The sequence below is a fragment of the Azospirillum sp. VT-I1 genome, assembly GCF_055698305.1.
On the sequence record NZ_CP168805.1, the window covers coordinates 602,704 to 619,920 of the forward strand.

Sequence of the window (17,217 nt, forward strand, 5' to 3'; positions counted from 1 at the left end):
GCGGCGCATCAGACTGGGTGTGGGATTGGCGGCCCCCCGAAGTCCGTGCCGGCGGAAATGAACCGCAAGGGCGAACAGGTCCGAAGAATGGGGAGGCTGAGCGTGGGGGCGGTTGAGAACCCCGCAGTCCGAAGCAGAATGACCCACCACACATGGGAACGCCCGGTCCGGCTTTCAAGGCGAAAGACGGCCGGGCGCATGATGGAGGGACGATAAGGAAAAGCCGAACCGCCTTTGGCGGTCAGCCGGCCGCCTGCTGCTGCGGCACGCGCGGCGGCGGCGGGGGATTCGCTTCCGAGATCTCCTCGTGCGGGTCGCGCAGGACGTAACCGCGGCCCCACACCGTTTCGATGTAGTTGTCGCCCTGGGTGGCGGCGGCCAGCTTCTTGCGCAGCTTGCAGACGAAGACGTCGATGATCTTCAGTTCCGGCTCGTCCATCCCGCCATAGAGATGGTTCAGGAACATCTCCTTGGTCAGCGTCGTGCCCTTGCGCAGGCTCAGCAGCTCCAGGATGCCGTATTCCTTGCCGGTCAGGTGCAGCGGCGACTGGTCGACCTCCACCGTGCGGGTGTCGAGGTTGACGGTCAGGCGGCCGGTGCGGATGATGCTGTCGGAATGGCCCTTCGACCGGCGGACGATGGCCTGGATGCGGGCGATCAGCTCGCGCTTGTCGAACGGCTTGGTCAGGTAATCGTCGGCGCCGAAGCCCAGCCCCTTGATCTTGTTGTCCATCTCGGTCAGGCCGGACAGGATCAGGATCGGGGTGGTCACACGCGCGGCGCGCAGGCGGCGCAGAACCTCGTAACCGTCGATGTCCGGCAGCATCAGGTCGAGAATGATGATGTCGTAGTCATAGAGCTTGCCGATCTCCAGCCCGTCCTCACCCAGGTCGGTAGAGTCGACGATGAATCCTTCCGTGTTCAGCATCAGCTCGATGCTTTTGGCGACGGAGGAATCGTCTTCAACCAGCAGAACCCTCATGGCGATATCCCGACGTTTGATGGCGCGCTTTCGCTACCCGACCCCGAAGATGGTCCCCGATCCTTGATGACCGATTTCAACCATCCCGTTTACACAAGTTAACAGACGATTCAGCTTAACGCCAGTGCCAAGCGCTTACACAACGTTAATCCTTCCATCGCAAGATGCGATCATGGTGGTTAACGTCGCCTCCGTCCACTGAACTACCACTTAATAGGAGCGCGTCCCGTCTTGGGGATGCCGATATCCGATCCATGCCGTTCGATTTCGATCAGCTGATCCGCGACATCGACCAGATTCCAGACTGCAGCCGCTACGGCCGCGTCACCGCCGTGTCCGGCCTGATGGTCGAGGTCGGCGGCATCGAGAAGGAGCTGTCGGTCGGCGGCCGCTGCATCGTGGAGACGCGCGACCGCCGCCGGATTCCCTGCGAAGTGGTCGGATTTCGCCAAGGCCGGGCGCTCGCCATGCCCTTCGGTGCGCTCGACGGTGTGGGGCTGGGCTGCCGGGCGCTGGTGGCGGGCGACCAGGCGATGATCTACCCGACCGACGCCTGGCTCGGCCGTGTCGTCAACGCGCTGGGCGAGCCGGTGGACGGCAAGGGGCCGCTGCCCAAGGGGCCAACCGGCACGCCGATCCGCAACAACCCGCCCAACGCCCATTCCCGCGCGCGGGTGGGAGCCAAGCTGGATCTGGGCATCCGCGCCATCAACGCCTTCCTCACCTGCTGCCGCGGCCAGCGCATGGGCATCTTCGCCGGCTCCGGCGTCGGCAAATCGTCGGTGATGTCGATGCTGGCGCGTTTCTCCGCCGCCGAGGTGGCGGTGATCGGCCTGATCGGCGAGCGCGGCCGCGAGCTGCAGGAATTCATCACCGAGGATCTGGGCGAGGAGGGTCTGGCCCGCAGCGTCGTCGTCTGCGCCACCTCGGACGAGGCGCCGCTGATGCGCAAGCAGGCGGCCTACATGACGCTGGCGGTGGCCGAGCATTTCCGCGACCAGGGCCGCGACGTGCTGTGCATGATGGACAGCGTCACCCGCTTCGCCATGGCCCAGCGCGAGATCGGCCTGTCCGCCGGCGAGCCGCCGACGACCAAGGGCTATCCGCCGACCGTCTTCGCCGAGCTGCCGCGCCTGCTGGAGCGCGCCGGGCCGGGGGTGGTCGGATCGGGCAGCATCACCGGCCTCTTCACCGTGCTGGTGGACGGCGACGACCACAACGAGCCCATCGCCGACGCCGTGCGCGGCATCCTGGACGGCCACATCGTGATGGAACGCCAGATCGGCGAGCGCGGGCGCTATCCCGCCATCAACATCCTGCGCAGCGTGTCGCGCACCATGCCCGGCTGCAACACGCCGAACGAGAACGAGCTGGTCGGCCACGCCCGGCGCCTGCTGTCGTCCTACGACAACATGGCGGAGATGATCCGGCTGGGCGCCTACCGCCGCGGCTCCGACCCGCAGGTGGACGAGGCGATCCATTTCCAGCCGGCGCTGGAAGCCTTCCTGAAGCAGGGCAAGCGCGAGGCCACCGATCTGGAGACCAGCTACGCCATGCTCGCTGAAATCTTTGGGGTGCAGTGGCCGCAATGAGCCTGAAGACGATCATCCGCCTGCAGAAGCTGCAACTGGACGAGAAGCGTCGCGTCCTGGCGGAACTCCACACGCTGGCCGACCGGCTGCGCAACGAGATCGAGAAGGTCAAGCAAGAGATCGCGCACGAACAGGATACCGTGCGCGACGATTTCTCCGTCTCCTTCACCTATTCCAACTTCGCCCAGGCGGCGCTGGAGCGCGGCCGGCGGCTGGGCGAGTCTTTGGCCCAGGTGGAGGCGCAGATCGAGATCGCCACCGACGAGATGGCCGAAGCCTTCCAGGAACTGAAACGCTACGAACTGGCGGAGGAGGAGCGGCAGAAGCGCGAACGCGACAAGCAGAAGCGCAAGGATGCCGCGATGCTGGACGAAACCGCCCTGGTCGGCTTCCGCCGCCGTCAGGCGGAGGAGGAAGCGACCGGCGGGTGAGCGTTCCGTCGGCGCTTGTGAAAACCTCGCCCGCCGGCCCTTACAGCTCTGCTACCTCGACCACGCCCGGCACCGCCTTCAGGGCCGAGCGGCTCTGCGCGGTGATGGTGTAGCTGCCGGGCAGTTCGATCTCGACCTCCTTCAGCGGGTCGATCTCCACCAGCACGTTGATCCGGCTCTTGCCGCGCGACAGCCGGTCCAGCGTGGCGCGCAGATTCTCGATCGGGCCGGGGTCGCGCAGCACCACGCGCAGGCCGGCGCTGACCGAGGCGACGGCCTCCTCCAGCGGCTTGATCTCCTGGCAGGTCAGGCGGACCTCTTCGCCGTTCAGCTGGGCGTCCACCGTCATCAGCACCGGGCGGCCGGGCTCCAGCAGGTCGCGGTTGGCGGCCAGCACCTCGGAGAACAGCGTCACCTCATAGCCGCCGGTGGCGTCGGACAGCTCGACGAAGGCGAAGCGGTTGCCGGACTTGGCGGTCTTCTCCTTCTTCGACACGACGATGCCCGCCATCTTGTAGCGGGTGGAGCCGCCCTTCGCGATGGCGGTCTGCAACTCCGCCGAGCGCACCACCTTCATCCGGCCGAGCGGGCCGGAATAGGCGTCCAGCGGATGGGCCGACAGGTAGAAGCCGATGGCGCCGAACTCGTGCTTCAGCTTCTCCAGCGGTTCCCAATCCTTGACCTTGGGCATGTCGGGTTCGGGCAGGCCGCCGCCGCCACCGCCGAACAGGTTGCCGATGCCGCTGTCGCGCTCCGCCGCCTCGGCCTGGGCATAGCGGATGATGGTTTCCAGCGCGGCATGGACCTGGGCGCGGTTGGGGTTCAGCCCGTCGAAGGCACCGGCGCAGGCGAGATTTTCGAGCTGGCGCTTGTTGATGGTCTTCAGATCAAGCCGGCGGGCGAAGTCGAACAGGCTCTTGAACGGGCCGTTCTTGCGCCGCTCTTCCACCACCGCCTTCATGGCGGGCAGGCCGACGCCCTTCACCGCGGCCAGAGCGTAGCGCACCGCCTTGGTCCCGTCGGGCAGCTGCTCCACCCCGAAGATGGAGTCGGATTTGTTGATGTCCGGCGTCAGCAGCTTGATCCGCAGGCGGGCCAGTTCCTGCCGGAAGACGTTCAGCTTGTCGGTGTTGCCGAGGTCGAGCGTCATCGACGCCGCCATGAACTCCACCGGATGGTTCGCCTTCAGATAGGCGGTGTGGTAGGCGACCAGCGCATAGGCGGCGGCGTGGCTCTTGTTGAAGCCGTAGCCGGCGAACTTCATGACCTGATCGAAGATCAGGCTGGCCAGATCGGCCTTCACGCCGCGCGCCTCTGCGCCGTCGCAGAAGATCTTGCGCTGGTTGTCCATCTCCTCCTTGATCTTCTTGCCCATGGCGCGGCGCAGAAGATCGGCGCCGCCCAGCGAATAGCCGGACAGCACCTGGGCGATCTGCATGACCTGTTCCTGGTAGATCATGATCCCGAAGGTCTCCTTCAGGATGCCTTCCAGGCTGTCATGCATGTAGTCGGCTTTTTCCTCGCCGTTCTTCACCCGGATGTATTTCGGGATGTTGTCCATCGGGCCGGGGCGGTAGAGCGACACCAGCGCGATGATGTCCTCCAGCCGGTTCGGCTTCAGCCGGCGCAGCACGTCGCGCATGCCCGAGCTTTCCAGCTGGAACACGCCCGTCGCCTCCGCCCGGCTGAGCAGCTGGTAGCTCTTCTCGTCGTCCAGCGGGACGGTGGTCAGGTCCGGCTTCTCCGGGATCAGGTCGACCGCCGTCTTCAGCACGGTCAGCGTCTTCAGGCCGAGGAAGTCGAACTTCACCAGACCGGCCTGTTCGACATACTTCATGTTGAACTGGGTGACCGGCATGTCGGAGCGCGGGTCTCGGTACAGCGGCACCAGCTCCTGCAGGGGCCGGTCGCCGATCACCACGCCGGCGGCGTGGGTCGAGGCGTGGCGGTACAGACCCTCCAGCTTCAACGCGATGTCGATCAGGTGGCGCACGGTGTCGTCGCTGTCGCGCGCCTGCCGCAGCATCTCCTCGCTGTCCAGCGCCTGCTGCAAGGTCACCGGGTTGGCCGGGTTGTTCGGCACCATCTTGCAGATCTTGTCGACCTGACCGTAGGGCATCTGCAGCACGCGGCCGACGTCGCGCAGCACGGCGCGCGCCTGCAGCTTACCGAAGGTGATGATCTGGGCGACGCGGTCGTAGCCGTACTTGTTCTGGACGTAGCGGATGACCTCTTCGCGGCGGTCCTGGCAGAAGTCGATGTCGAAGTCGGGCATCGACACGCGTTCGGGGTTCAGGAAGCGCTCGAACAGCAGGCCGAAGCGCAGCGGGTCGAGGTCGGTGATGGTCAGCGCCCAGGCGACGACGGAGCCGGCGCCCGAACCGCGGCCCGGCCCGACGGGGATGTCGTGGTTCTTCGCCCATTTGATGAAGTCCGACACGATCAGGAAGTAGCCGGGGAACTTCATCTTGACGATGACGTCCAGCTCGAACTCCAGCCGCTCGAAATAGGTCTTGCGGGTCTCCTCCCGCTGGTCCGGCGTCATGTCCGGGGTGTAGACGACCTTTTCCAGCCGCATCTCCAGGCCGGCGCGCGACTGGGCGCGCAGCTCGTCGTCCTCGGTGCGGCCGCCTTCGCAGGCAAAGGGCGGCAGGATCGGCTTGATCGGCTTCAGCAGGAAGGAGCAGCGCCGGGCGATGGCGACGGTGTTGTCCACCGCCTCCGGCAGGTCGGCGAACAGCAGCCGCATCTCCTCCGCCGACTTGAAGCGGTGGTCGGGCGTCAGGCGGCGGCGGTCGTCCTGGCTGAGATAGGCGCCCTCGGCGATGCAGAGCAGCGCGTCGTGCGCCTCATACATGTCCTCGGTGGCGAAATAGCAGTCGTTGGTGGCGACCAGCGGCAGGTCGTGCGCATAGGCGAGGTCGATCAGCGCCGGCTCGATGGCGTTCTCGATGGCCGCGAAATGGCCGCGCCCGCCCTCGTGCCGCTGCAGCTCGACATAGAGGCGGCCGGGGAACAGCCGCTTCAGCTTTTCCAGCACGTCGAGCGCCAGATCCTTCTGCCCCTCGTGCAGCAGCCGGCCGATGGAGCCGCCGGGACCGCCGGTCAGCGCGATCAGCCCGCCGGAATGCCCTTCCAGCGCATCCAGCGGCACCTGCGGACCGGCCAGCGGGTCCGATTCGAGGAAGGCCTTGGACACCAGCGCCGCGAGGTTGCGGTAGCCCTCCTCGTTCTGGCAGAGCAGGACGAGCTGGTCGGGGGTGGCCGCCGCCTTGCCGGGCAGGCCGGGCTTAGTCTGGGCCGGGCCGACGCGGGTGATGCCCAGGACGGTGCCGATGATCGGCTGCACGCCGGCATCGGACGCCGCCAGCGCGAATTCCAGCGCGCCGAACAGGTTGCCGGTGTCGGTGACGGCGACGGCCGGCATCTGCTGTTTCAGGCAGAGCTTGACCAGCTCCTTCACCTTGATCGCACCTTCCGACAGCGAATAGGCGGAATGGACGCGCAGGTGGATGAAGTCGGCGTGGGGCATGGCAACCGGGGGCTTGCTGCGACAGGGCCCCCGGTTCTAGCACAGGCGGGGCGGTCGCCGCGACGGTCGCGCGGATGCATGCGAACGTGGTATGGGAGTCGCCGCAACGAGACCCCGTAACGAAATCAGGGATGGGGAGGACGCCGCGATGGATCGGCTGCACCTTGCACCCGTCGCCCGACCGCTGCCGGCCATGGGCCGATGCCGCGCCGTCCGGGCGGCGACGCCTTTGGCCCTGCTGACCGGCCTTGCGCTGGCGCTCGCCGCCTGCGAGACGGTGCCGCCGCCCCCGGCCCCGCCGCCGCCCGCAGCCGGGCTGCCGGATGGACCGGCCAAGCCCTTCAGCGCCGGCAAGGGCTGGACCGTCACCATCCACACGCCGCCCGGCGGCAAGGCCTTCTGTGTCGCGGAGCGCGGCATCCCCGTCGGGCAGGACGCCGCCCCGCGCCTGACCTTCCGCACCGCCTCCGCCGAATCGGGCTTCATCCTGTCCGGCTTCACCCCGTCGGACAGCGGAGCGACGGTGAAGCCTGGCGAGCGCTATGACCTGACGGCCAGCCTGGACCAGGGAACACGGATGTCGCTCGGCGCCCGCGGCCTGCCCAACGGCAGCCTCTATGTCGCCATCCCGACCAAGAGCTACCTTGAGGATCTGGAGCCGCTCGCCCGTTCCCGCCGCGTCAGCTTCCGCAGCACCGGCCTGGGGGATATCGGCGCGATGGTGCTGTCGGGATCGTCCTGGGCGATCAACGCGTCGGACGAATGCCGGATCCTGCACGCCGATCCGTGACGGGACTGCGCAGGTCAGCCCCGCGGTGGGAACGCCCCGCCGCCGATTGACCGGCCCGTCGGCGCCCGTTTAGCCTTCGCACCATGCGTGCTTCCCACATTCTGCTCGCGGTGGCGGTCGCCGCCGTCTGGGGCTTCAACTTCGTCGCGATCAAGGTCGGGTTGCGCGATTTCCCGCCGCTGCTCTTCTCCTGCCTGCGATTCGCGCTGGCCGCCCTGCCGGTCCTGGTGCTGGGCTGGGTCAAGGGGCCGCCGGTGCCCTGGCGCTTCGTCATCGGCATCGGCGTGATGCTGGGCGTGGTGAAGTTCCCGCTGCTGTTCCTGGGAATCGACGTCGGCATGCCGGCCGGGCTCGCCTCGCTGGTGCTGCAGGCGCAGGCCTTCTTCACCGCCATCTTCGCCGCCTTGATGCTGGGCGACCGGCCGGGACCGCGGCAGATCGCCGGCATGGCCGTCGCCTTCGCCGGAGTCGGAGTGATCGCGCTGGAGATGCCGGCGGGCGACTCGCTGCTCGGCCTCGCCCTGACACTGGCGGCGGCGGCGGCCTGGGGCGTGTCCAACATCGTGATGAAGCAGGCCAAGGCGCCCGACCTGTTCAGCCTGATGGTCTGGGTCAGCCTGATCCCGCCGCTGCCGCTGCTGGCGATGTCGCTGGCGCTGGAGGGGCCGGATCGCATCCTCCACGCCTTCACCAGCCTGACGGTCGTCGGCGTCGGCTCGCTGGTCTATATCGCGGCGGGGGCCACCCTGTTCGGCTTCGCCGCCTGGGGCTTCCTGATGCGGCATTATCCGGCCAGCCTCGTCGCCCCCTTCTCCTTGCTCGTGCCCATCTTCGGGATGAGTTCCAGCGCGCTCCTGCTGGGCGAGACCTTCACCGCGATCAAGCTGGCCGGCGGGCTGCTGGTCTTCGCCGGGCTTGCCCTGTCGGTGCTGAAGCTGCCGGGGGCGGTGCGGGCGCGGGCCTGATCCGGCATTTTGCAGGTTGCGGCTGTCAAGGTCCTATTAACCTTGACTGTCTTGACGGATCGGTAGGGCGTCCGGAACATTCCGGCTGAACGGTTAGACACTACACCATAGGCGTGCCTTGATCTCTTCCGACAGGATGGCGCAACCGGACGGTGGGCTGCCGAAGTCCGCGGTCGGGCATTGGCTGGCGCATCTGCGCGCCAGCCGGCCGCTGCGCCTGCTGCTGCTGATCGGCGGGCTGTCGGTCGCCGTTCTGCTGGCGGCGACGGTCCACTATATCGACAGCATGCACGAGCACGAGTTGCAGGGGGCGGAGCGCGAGCTGTCGACCCTGAACCTGTCGCTGGCCGAACAGACCACCCGTGCGATGCAGAGCGTCGATCTGGTGGTGACCACCATCATCGACCAGATGAAGACCGAAGGGATCGCCACCCCCGCCGACTATGTCCGCCGGATGGGCGGGCGCGACACCTACCAGATGCTGCGGGCGCGGATCTCCGGCCTGCCGCAGCTGGACGCGGTGACGATGATCGCGGCCGACGGGCATCTCATCAACTTCTCGCGCTATTACCCGATCCCGCCGGTCAATGTGGCCGACCGCGATTACTTCGCCTATCTGCGCGACCACGACACCGCTGAGCCCTTCATCAGCGAACCGGTGCAGAACCGCGGCAACGGCAGCTGGACCATCTATCTGGCCCGCCGCATCAGCGGTCCGGACGGCAGTTTCGTCGGCCTCGTCCTGGGGGCCATCGAACTCAGCTATTTCGAAAGGCTGTACAAGGCGCTGCAGCCCGACGGCGACGGCAGCATCAGCCTGTGGCGGCGCGATGGCATCCTGCTGGCCCGCTATCCCTTCCTGCCCGACATCGGCCGCCCGCTGGGCCCGCGCCGCTTCCTGGAGGTGCTGCAGAAGGCCCGGTCCGGCGTCTACCTGTCCACCCTGGGGCAGAACGACGTACCGCGGATGGTGGCGACGCGGGCGCTGGCCGATTACCCGCTGGTCGTCAACGTCACCCGCAAGCTGGACGCGGTGTTGGGCGAATGGCGCATCCAGGCCTGGACCATCGGCGCCGCCGGCACCATCGGCGTCGCCGCGCTGCTGCTGTCCTTATGGGCGCTGGCCCGCCAGTTCAGCGCCTACGAGGCGGCGGCGCAGGCGAAGGACGCCGCCCGCCTCGCGGTGGAGGGGCGCGAGAAGGCGGAGCACGCCCTGCGCCAGAGCCAGAAGATGGAGGCGATCGGCCAGCTGACCGGCGGGGTCGCCCATGACTTCAACAACCTGCTCCAGGCCATCGGCATCAACCTGCACGTCATCGAAAGCCGCAGCGACGACGAGCGGATCACCGGCCCGGCCCGTCTGGCCCTGCAGGCGGTGGACCGGGGCGCCACCCTGACCCAGCATCTGCTGGCCTTCTCGCGCCGGCAGCAGCTGCGGCCGATCCCGGTCGACGTCGCCGGGCTGGTGGAGCGGGTCAGCCGCCTGCTCGGCCGCACGCTGGGGCAGTCGGTGCGGATCGAGCCGGAGGTCGCCCCCGGTCTGTGGCCGGCGATGATCGACCCGACCCAACTGGAAATGGCCCTGCTGAACCTCGCGCTGAACGCCCGCGACGCCATGCCCGGCGGCGGCACCCTGTGGATCATGGCCGCCAACCGGGCGGTCGCCGCCGACGCGGTGCCCAACCTCGGCGCCGGCGACTACGTCGTGCTGCGGGTGTGCGACACCGGTACCGGCATGCCGCCGGAGATCGCCGCCCGCGCCTTCGAGCCCTTCTTCACCACCAAGGAGGTCGGGCGCGGCACCGGGCTGGGGCTCAGCATGGTGCATGGGCTGGCGACCCAGTCCGGCGGCGGGGTGGAGCTGGACAGCCGGCCGGGGCGGGGCACCACGGTGACGCTCTACCTGCCGCGCGCCCTGGAGGAACCGGACGCCGCGCGGGCCGGGCAGGGGAAGGCGGAGGACGCGGCCGCCGGCCGCACCGGGGAGGATGGCGGGGCCGGGGCTGAAGCCGGGACCGGGGTTGGGGCCGGCTGCGCCGTTCTGCTGGTGGACGACGAGGAACTGGTGCGCACCGCCACCGCCGAGTATCTGGCGCAGGCCGGCTTCGCGGTGCGGGAGGCGGCCGACGCGGCGGCGGCGCTGTCGCTGCTCGACGATGGCTTCCGGCCGGACGTGATCGTCACCGACCACATGATGCCGGGGATGACCGGGCTGGACATGGCCCGCGCCCTGCGCGCCAAGGACGACGCGACGCCGATCCTGATGGTCACCGGCTATGCCCAGGACCTGACCACCGCCGCCGCGGCGCAGGAGGTGGAGCTGACCGTGCTGTCCAAGCCGGTGGAACCGTCGCGGCTGGCCCGCTCCATCCGCCAAATGGCGGGGGTGGGGGCGGGAGCCGAGGACTGAGGCCGGGGAACAGACCGGGCTGCGGCGGCGTTGGAAGGGCATCCGATTCCTCCCATTGCCTTCCGGAGCAGTCATGAACGCCCAATCCACCATCCGCCATGCCTATGACAGCGTGTTCGAAGGCCAGACCAACCTCAGCATGGGCGAGCGCATCGTCTCCACCGGCCTCGGCCTTGCCGTCGCGGCGGGCGGCCTGCGCAAGGGCGCCAGCGTTCCCGGCGCCATCATGGGTCTGGTCGGCGCCGCCCTGGTCGCCCGCGGCATGAGCGGCCATTGCCCGATGAAGGAGCGCCTGTATGGCGGCCGCCAGGACTCGCTGGGCCATCACGGCTCCCACGGGTCCGCCGACGCCGGTTCCGACCGCATGAGCCGGTCGCACATGGCGGAGTCCTACTGACGGGCACGCCCTTAACCGCGTCCTGGGACCCGTGCCCTGAGACCCGTGTCGCAATCCATTCACCGGCCGTCACAGGCCATTCACGGGAATGAGCGACGCCATTAACCCTGATGGTGAATTGTTGGGCAGACCAGCGACGGGGTGAAGACCGGGCGCCGTGGGTGTGACATCCTGCGGGACCCGGGCTGCAGCCCCCGACCTGTCGTCCCGCTCAGGAGATTCACCGCATGTGGTTTCCCGCTTTCCGGCCCCGTTCCTCCATTGCGGCGGTGGCGGCGCTCTGCGTCGGCTCGGCCCTGGTCCTGCCCCTGGTCCTGCCGGCGCCGGTCCTCGCCCAGAAGGCTCCCCAACAGGCCCCGGCTGCCGCGCCCGCCGGCACCTCCGCTCCCGCGTCGGTCCGCTACGACATCGGCTACGACATCTTCTATCCCGTCCGCTCGCAGAACGGGATGGTGGCCTCGGAACACCGGCTGGCGACGGAGGTCGGCGTCGACATCCTGAAGCGCGGCGGCAACGCGGTCGATGCGGCGGTGGCCGTCGGCTTCGCGCTGGCGGTGGTGCTGCCCAACGCCGGCAATGTCGGCGGCGGCGGATTCATGATCGTCCATGACGCCGCCAGCGGGAAGGACGTCGCCATCGACTTCCGCGAGATGGCGCCGGCCAAGGCCTTCCGCGACATGTATCTGGACGCGCAGGGCAAGGTGGTGCCCGACCGCTCGCTCTACACCCATCTGGCGGTGGGCATCCCCGGCACGGTCGCGGGTTTGGCCCACGCGCTGGAGAAATACGGCACGATGACGCTGGCCGACGTGATGGCCCCGGCGATCCGGCTGGCGCGCGAAGGCTACACCGTCACCCCGCAGCTGGCCGGCCTGCTGGAGGTCGAGCGCGATCATCTGGCCAAGTGGGACGCCACCCGCGCCATCTTCTTCAAGGGCGACCGCCCGCTGACCGCCGGGGAGACGCTGGTCAACGCCGACCTCGCCAACTCGCTGGAGATGATCGCCCGCCAGGGGCCGAAGGCCTTCTACGAAGGGGAGATCGCCGAGAAGATCGCCGCGGAGATGGCCCGCAACAGCGGCTACATCACCAAGGAGGACCTGAAGGCCTACAAGGTGGTGGAGCGTGAGCCGGTCAGCGGCAGCTACCGCGGCTATACGGTGAAGTCGATGCCGCCGCCCAGCTCCGGCGGGACGCACATCATCCAGATGCTGAACATGCTGGAACGCTGGCCGCTGAAGGAATACGGCCCGGCGAGCGCCCGGTCGATCCACCTGATGGCGGAGTCGATGAAGCTCGCCTATGCCGACCGCTCCGAATATCTGGGCGATCCCGACTTCACCAAGGTGCCGGTGAAGGGCCTGACCTCGCGCAAGTATGCCGACGAGCTGGCGGCGAAGATCGATCCGGAGAAGGCCACCCCGGCCAGCAGCATCAAGCCCGGCAAGCCGGCCCCCTACGAGAGCGACCAGACCACCCATTACTCGGTGGCGGACAGCCGCGGCAACGTGGTCAGCACCACCTACACGCTGAACCTCAACTTCGGCAGCGGCATCGTCGCCGCTGGCACCGGCATCCTGCTGAACAACGAGATGGACGACTTCTCGGCCAAGCCGGGCGTGCCCAACGCCTTCGGTCTGGTCGGCGGCGACGCCAACGCCATCCAGCCCTACAAGCGGCCGCTCAGCTCCATGTCGCCGACCATCGTGCTGAGGGACGGCAAGCCCTGGCTGGTCACCGGCAGCCCCGGCGGCAGCCGCATCATCACCACCACCATGGAGACGGTGATCAACCACATCGACTTCGCGATGAACCCGGCCGAGGCCGCCGCCCTGCCGCGCGTCCATCACCAGTGGACCCCCGACGAGCTGCGGGTGGAGAAGGGCCTCAGCCCCGACACCGTCCGCCTGCTGGAACAGATGGGCCACAAGGTCGCGGTGAAGCCGACGATGGGCCGCACCCAGACCATCCAGCTGCGCGAAGACGGGCTGTACGGCTATTCCGACCCGCGCAACCCCGACGGCATGACGCTGGGATACTGACGGGCCGGCGGCCGGTCGGCCGGACGGCATGTGCCGGAAGGAAAGAAGGACGCCCGGCGCAGGCCGGGCGTTACAATTCCCGTGTACAAAGAAAAAGCGCCGTGCTTTGGTAACCTTTGATCCGCCGTGCCGGGGGGCACGGGATCGCGAGGGCTAGGGGCTCGTTCGGATAAGGCAACGGAACAGTTGGCTTAAGGCGGGCCGGTCGGTTAGCCTTTGCAGGAGTGAACCGGAGCATTTGCCGTGGACAAGGCCTTGGTCGAAAAGAACCGCGAGTGGACCTATCAGCGTGAGGGAAAGCAGCCCGTCACCATCCGGGTCGCCGATTTCGAACGCGAGGGGAAGCGCATCGTCGCCTTCCTGGAACAGACCGACATCGCCAAGGCGGCCGGGTCGCCCCAGCCTGCCGTGAACGACTGGCCGGGCATCGCCGAAGCCTATGCCAAGGAACAGGGCGTGGCGCTCGGCGACATCTATTGGTACGAGCTGCACCCGCGCCGTTTCGCCAACGGCCGCCCCAACGTGTCGGAATACCGGCCGGGCATGGCCGAATGGCGGTTCGAGACCAGCATCCCGCTCGCCCGCGCCATCGTGGAGCAGCTGGGCTTCGACCCCGACAACCTGCCGCTCGACATCTGATCCGTCCTCCGACCGCTTCGCAACGCTCCCCCGCGCGCAGCCCCTGTGATGCGCCGCGGGAGCGGTGTATGATGTCCCGTCGGGCATGCCGGCGGCCGGGCCGCTGCCGGGTTCCGCGAAGGGATGTGCCGCGACCGGGAGACTGAGGATGAAGACGGTGCGGAGGGCGCTTGCCCTGGGTGCGGTGATGCTGGCGACCGCGGCGGCCGCTGCGGTGGCCGTGGTTCCTGGACCGGCGCAGGCGCGCACGTCGGTGTCGGTCGGCATCGGCTTCGGGCCGGTATTCCCGGCCTACGGCTATTACCACCCCCACCGCTACTACGCGCCGCCCCCGCCGGTGGTCCAGTATTACGCGCCGCCGCCGGTGGTCTACGCGCCCCCGCCGCCGGTCGTGCAGTATTACAATCCGCCGCCGGCCGCGGTCGGCGTCGATCCGGCCGGGCCGGTCTATTACTCGCGCAGCGGCCAGCAATGCCGCGAATACCAGAGCCGCGCCATCGTCGGCGGCCGGTCGCAGCCGGTCTACGGCACCGCCTGCCTGCAGCCCGACGGCACTTGGCGTATTGTTAACTAGGGGCGCATCGTCAACTGACGGCGTTTGCGCCGTTTCACGCCCATCCGCTTCACGACCAGCCGCTTCACGTATGCTCCGCGCAGAGCGCCGGCAGTTCGTCGGCATTCTCGCGGTGGATGGCGCAGACCTCGTCCCAGCGCGACAGGAAGGCGTCGAGCAGGCCAGGGTCGAAATGACGGCCGCGCTGCTCGACCATGAAGCCGCGCGCCTCCTCCAGCGTCCAGGACCGCTTGTAGGGCCGGGTGGAGGTGAGCGCGTCGAACACGTCGGCGATGGCGACGATGCGGCCGGACAGCGGGATGGCGGTGCCGGCCAGACCGTTGGGGTAGCCGCTGCCGTCATACTTCTCGTGATGGCTGAGCGCGATCTCCGCCGCCAGCCGCAGCAGCGGGATGTCGCTGTTCGCCAGGATGCGGTGGCCGATGGTGGCATGCTGGCGCATCACCGTCATCTCCTCCGGCGTCAGCCGTCCCGGCTTCAGCAGGATCATGTCGGCGATGCCGATCTTGCCGATGTCGTGCATCGGCGCCGCCTTGCGCAGTTCCTGGGCATAGGCGGCGCCGCAGCCCGCCGCCTCGGCGATCAGGCGGCAATAGAGCGCCATCCGCTCGATATGGGCGCCGGTCTCGGGGTCGCGGTATTCGGACGCGCGCGACAGACGGTTGACCAGCTCCTCCCCCTGGCGCTGGAGGGCGGCGGTCACCCGTTCCACCTCGTCGGCCAGCAGGGCGGCGCGGTCGCGCAGCAGGGCGCGGCTCTGGCGCAGGGCCAGCAGGTTGCGCAGGCGGGCCTGCACCTCCGGCACGACGATCGGCTTGGTCAGGAAGTCGCTGCATCCCTCGTCGAGCGCCCGCACCCGGATGTCCACCGCGGTGTTGGCGGTGATCATCACCACCGGAACCGTGTCCAGCCGCGAATCCTCGCGGATGTGGCGCAGCAGCTCCATGCCGTCCATCTCCGGCATCATCTGGTCCAGCAGGATCAGGTCGGGCTCGTTCCCGCGCAGCCACTCCATGGCGTCCAGCGGGCTTTCCATCGCGACGGGCTCGGCGTCGTCCAGGCGGCGGACAATGGCGCCCATGATGAACAGGTTGGTGCGGTCGTCGTCGACGATGAGGATGTTCATCCCGCGGCGTCCCCCTTGTCTCCCTTGTTCCCCTTGCGGGCGGCGACCAGCCGGCCGGCTTCCGCCAGCAGGGCCGACAGGTCGACCGGCTTTTCGAACGCCGCGTCGGCCCCTAGCAGGCGGGCCATTCCCGGCAGTTCCATGCGCAGACGCAGGCTGCCGCCGGTGACCGCGATCAATGGCGGCCGTGACGGTTGTTCCTTCAGCCGCAGGATCACCTCGTACCCGTCGGCTTCCGGCATGATGATGTCGGTCACGACCAGATCGACGGCATGGTCGGCAAGAAGCGCCAGCGCGGCGTTGCCGTTCTCGGCCTCGCGAACGGTGTAGCCGGCGCGGGTGAAGGCGATGCGGGCCATCCCGCGGAAGTCGGGATCGTCGTCGACCAGCAGGACGGTGCCGGTCGGGGGGAAGGGGCCGGGGAGGAGGCGCGATTTGCCCGCAGCTCGTAGAGGGTCATGTCCATGGGTGCCGCTTCCATAGGTCCGCCACGGGGCTGGCGGGTCGCGCTGGATTGAGTATCTCTGAGCACAGAATAACCGGTTGAGGTGCCGTGTGGCGGTTCGGTCTGGGATAGCAGCGCCGGGAAATGGGATAGTGGGGATATTATCCCGCGGGGGGCAAGAAGCGGCCTGGTCGAACTTTGTCCCAATGTGACCGGCGTGAAATATACCGTAGCCACGAAAACTTAAGATTTCGACCGGCATAAAGGGGAATGCTGATATAACGGGTCGGGCGGTTGCCGAGGGTGGCGGAGGCTGTTTGATGAAGATCTTGGTGGCAGACGACCATCCCCTGTTCCGGGATGCGCTTGAGCTGTCGGTCCGGCAGGCCTGGCCGGACGCCGAGGTTGGCTGCATCGGTTCGCTGCTGGAGTTGCCGGCGGTGCGGCAGCCTCCCGACGGCGCGCCCGCCCCGACCTTCCGCTACGACCTGATCGTGCTGGACTGGCGCATGCCGGGTGCCGAGGGAAGCAACCCGGTCAGCGTGCTGCGCCAGGCCGGGATCCAGGGGCCGGTCGCCGTGGTGACGGGGGCTGAGGATCCGGTGACCGCGCTGGAGGTGCTGCGCTGCGGCGCCGAAGCCTATCTGCCGAAGACCACGCCGCGCCGCGTGCTGGCGCAGGCTCTGCGGCTGGTGGCGGAAGGCGGCAGCTTCGTGCCGAAATGCGTGGCGCTCGACCTGATGCAAATGACCGACCTGTCGCTCGACATCGAGGAGGCGGAGGAGGCCGACGATCCCATGCCGGAGGGGGAGGGGGCATATCGTCCCCCCTGACCGAGCGGGAACAGCAGGTTCTGTCGATGCTCGCCACCGGGGCGACCAACAAGGAGATCGGTCGCCATCTGAGCCTGCAGGAGGTGACGGTCAAGCTGCACACCCGCCGCATCCTGCGCAAGCTGGGCGCCCGCAACCGCACCGACGCCGTCCGCCGGGCCCAGCAGGCGGGGCTGCTGTCGCGCAGCCTGGACGAGGCGGCGTCCTGACGGTTGCCGCGGCCGGCTGGGCGGCCGGAGTGACGCATAGGGCTGGTCCCAGCAGCGCGGTCCCGGCCAGTCTGCTATAGTCCCGCTCCATCCGGCCGCCTTTCCCGTTCCGCCCGCGGCCCGGGGCCGCCGCAAGGCGGGCGCGCAACCGCAAATGGCCGCACTCCGAGTCGCCGATGAGCCCATCCGACCAGTCCCTGCCACGGCCTAACGTTCCGACGGCCCCTGCCGCCGCCCCTGCCACCGCCCC

Annotated in this window: 15 protein-coding genes; 11 read left to right on the forward strand and 4 right to left on the reverse strand. The window is 68.4% G+C overall.

Annotated features, from left to right (window positions below):
• Positions 1–241 precede the first annotated feature (241 nt).
• A complete protein-coding gene (ctrA, locus tag AB8P05_RS28465) occupies positions 242–982 on the reverse strand; it encodes a response regulator transcription factor CtrA (RefSeq protein ID WP_014189665.1) in 741 nt (246 codons plus the stop codon).
• A 254-nt stretch (positions 983–1,236) separates the two neighbouring features.
• On the opposite strand from ctrA, the gene fliI reads away from it, so the two are divergent.
• Positions 1,237–2,574 carry a flagellar protein export ATPase FliI gene (fliI, locus tag AB8P05_RS28470; RefSeq protein ID WP_472761399.1) on the forward strand — a complete coding sequence of 446 codons (1,338 nt, stop codon included), beginning with the start codon at positions 1,237–1,239 and terminating at the stop codon, positions 2,572–2,574.
• Positions 2,571–3,005 carry a flagellar export protein FliJ gene (locus AB8P05_RS28475; RefSeq protein ID WP_472761400.1) on the forward strand — a complete coding sequence of 145 codons (435 nt, stop codon included), beginning with the start codon at positions 2,571–2,573 and terminating at the stop codon, positions 3,003–3,005. The genes fliI and AB8P05_RS28475 overlap by 4 nt, the downstream gene beginning before the upstream one ends.
• 40 nt (positions 3,006–3,045) lie before the next feature.
• Here the strand turns inward: AB8P05_RS28475 and dnaE are convergent, their stop codons facing one another.
• Positions 3,046–6,537, reverse strand: a complete 3,492-nt coding sequence (gene dnaE, locus AB8P05_RS28480) for a DNA polymerase III subunit alpha (RefSeq protein WP_472761401.1) — start codon at positions 6,535–6,537, stop codon at positions 3,046–3,048.
• A gap of 148 nt (positions 6,538–6,685) precedes the next feature.
• On the opposite strand from dnaE, the gene AB8P05_RS28485 reads away from it, so the two are divergent.
• The 7 genes from AB8P05_RS28485 to AB8P05_RS28515 all read left to right on the forward strand — a co-directional run bounded on the left by AB8P05_RS28485 (position 6,686) and on the right by AB8P05_RS28515 (position 14,354).
• Positions 6,686–7,327, forward strand: a complete 642-nt coding sequence (locus tag AB8P05_RS28485; protein ID WP_472761402.1) for a hypothetical protein — start codon at positions 6,686–6,688, stop codon at positions 7,325–7,327.
• Positions 7,328–7,410: 83 nt separating this feature from the next.
• Entirely contained in the window at positions 7,411–8,292 is an 882-nt protein-coding gene (locus tag AB8P05_RS28490) for an EamA family transporter (protein ID WP_472761403.1), read from the forward strand.
• 136 nt (positions 8,293–8,428) lie between these two features.
• Complete coding sequence (locus tag AB8P05_RS28495; protein WP_472761404.1) at positions 8,429–10,702, forward strand: hybrid sensor histidine kinase/response regulator; 2,274 nt, start codon at positions 8,429–8,431, stop codon at positions 10,700–10,702.
• Between the two features lie 73 nt (positions 10,703–10,775).
• On the forward strand, positions 10,776–11,099 hold the full coding sequence (locus tag AB8P05_RS28500) for a YgaP family membrane protein (RefSeq protein WP_472761405.1): 324 nt from the start codon (positions 10,776–10,778) through the stop codon (positions 11,097–11,099).
• 227 nt (positions 11,100–11,326) lie between these two features.
• Positions 11,327–13,141: a gamma-glutamyltransferase gene (gene ggt, locus AB8P05_RS28505; protein WP_472761406.1), complete on the forward strand. Its 1,815-nt coding sequence runs from the start codon at positions 11,327–11,329 to the stop codon at positions 13,139–13,141.
• Between the two features lie 243 nt (positions 13,142–13,384).
• Positions 13,385–13,780, forward strand: a complete 396-nt coding sequence (locus tag AB8P05_RS28510) for a hypothetical protein (RefSeq protein ID WP_014189657.1) — start codon at positions 13,385–13,387, stop codon at positions 13,778–13,780.
• Positions 13,781–13,928: 148 nt separating this feature from the next.
• Positions 13,929–14,354, forward strand: a complete 426-nt coding sequence (locus tag AB8P05_RS28515; RefSeq protein ID WP_472761407.1) for a hypothetical protein — start codon at positions 13,929–13,931, stop codon at positions 14,352–14,354.
• 64 nt (positions 14,355–14,418) lie between these two features.
• On the opposite strand, the gene AB8P05_RS28520 is transcribed toward AB8P05_RS28515, so the two are convergent.
• Together AB8P05_RS28520 and AB8P05_RS28525 are read right to left on the reverse strand one after the other, a co-directional pair.
• A complete protein-coding gene (locus AB8P05_RS28520) occupies positions 14,419–15,480 on the reverse strand; it encodes an HD domain-containing phosphohydrolase (RefSeq protein WP_472761408.1) in 1,062 nt (353 codons plus the stop codon).
• Positions 15,477–15,839, reverse strand: a complete 363-nt coding sequence (locus AB8P05_RS28525; protein ID WP_472761409.1) for a response regulator — start codon at positions 15,837–15,839, stop codon at positions 15,477–15,479. The genes AB8P05_RS28520 and AB8P05_RS28525 overlap by 4 nt, the downstream gene beginning before the upstream one ends.
• A gap of 406 nt (positions 15,840–16,245) precedes the next feature.
• On the opposite strand from AB8P05_RS28525, the gene AB8P05_RS28530 reads away from it, so the two are divergent.
• Positions 16,246–16,758, forward strand: coding sequence for a response regulator (locus AB8P05_RS28530; RefSeq protein WP_472761410.1), 513 nt, complete (start codon positions 16,246–16,248; stop codon positions 16,756–16,758).
• A gap of 26 nt (positions 16,759–16,784) precedes the next feature.
• A complete protein-coding gene (locus AB8P05_RS28535; protein ID WP_472761411.1) occupies positions 16,785–16,967 on the forward strand; it encodes a response regulator transcription factor in 183 nt (60 codons plus the stop codon).
• Positions 16,968–17,217: the final 250 nt, after the last annotated feature.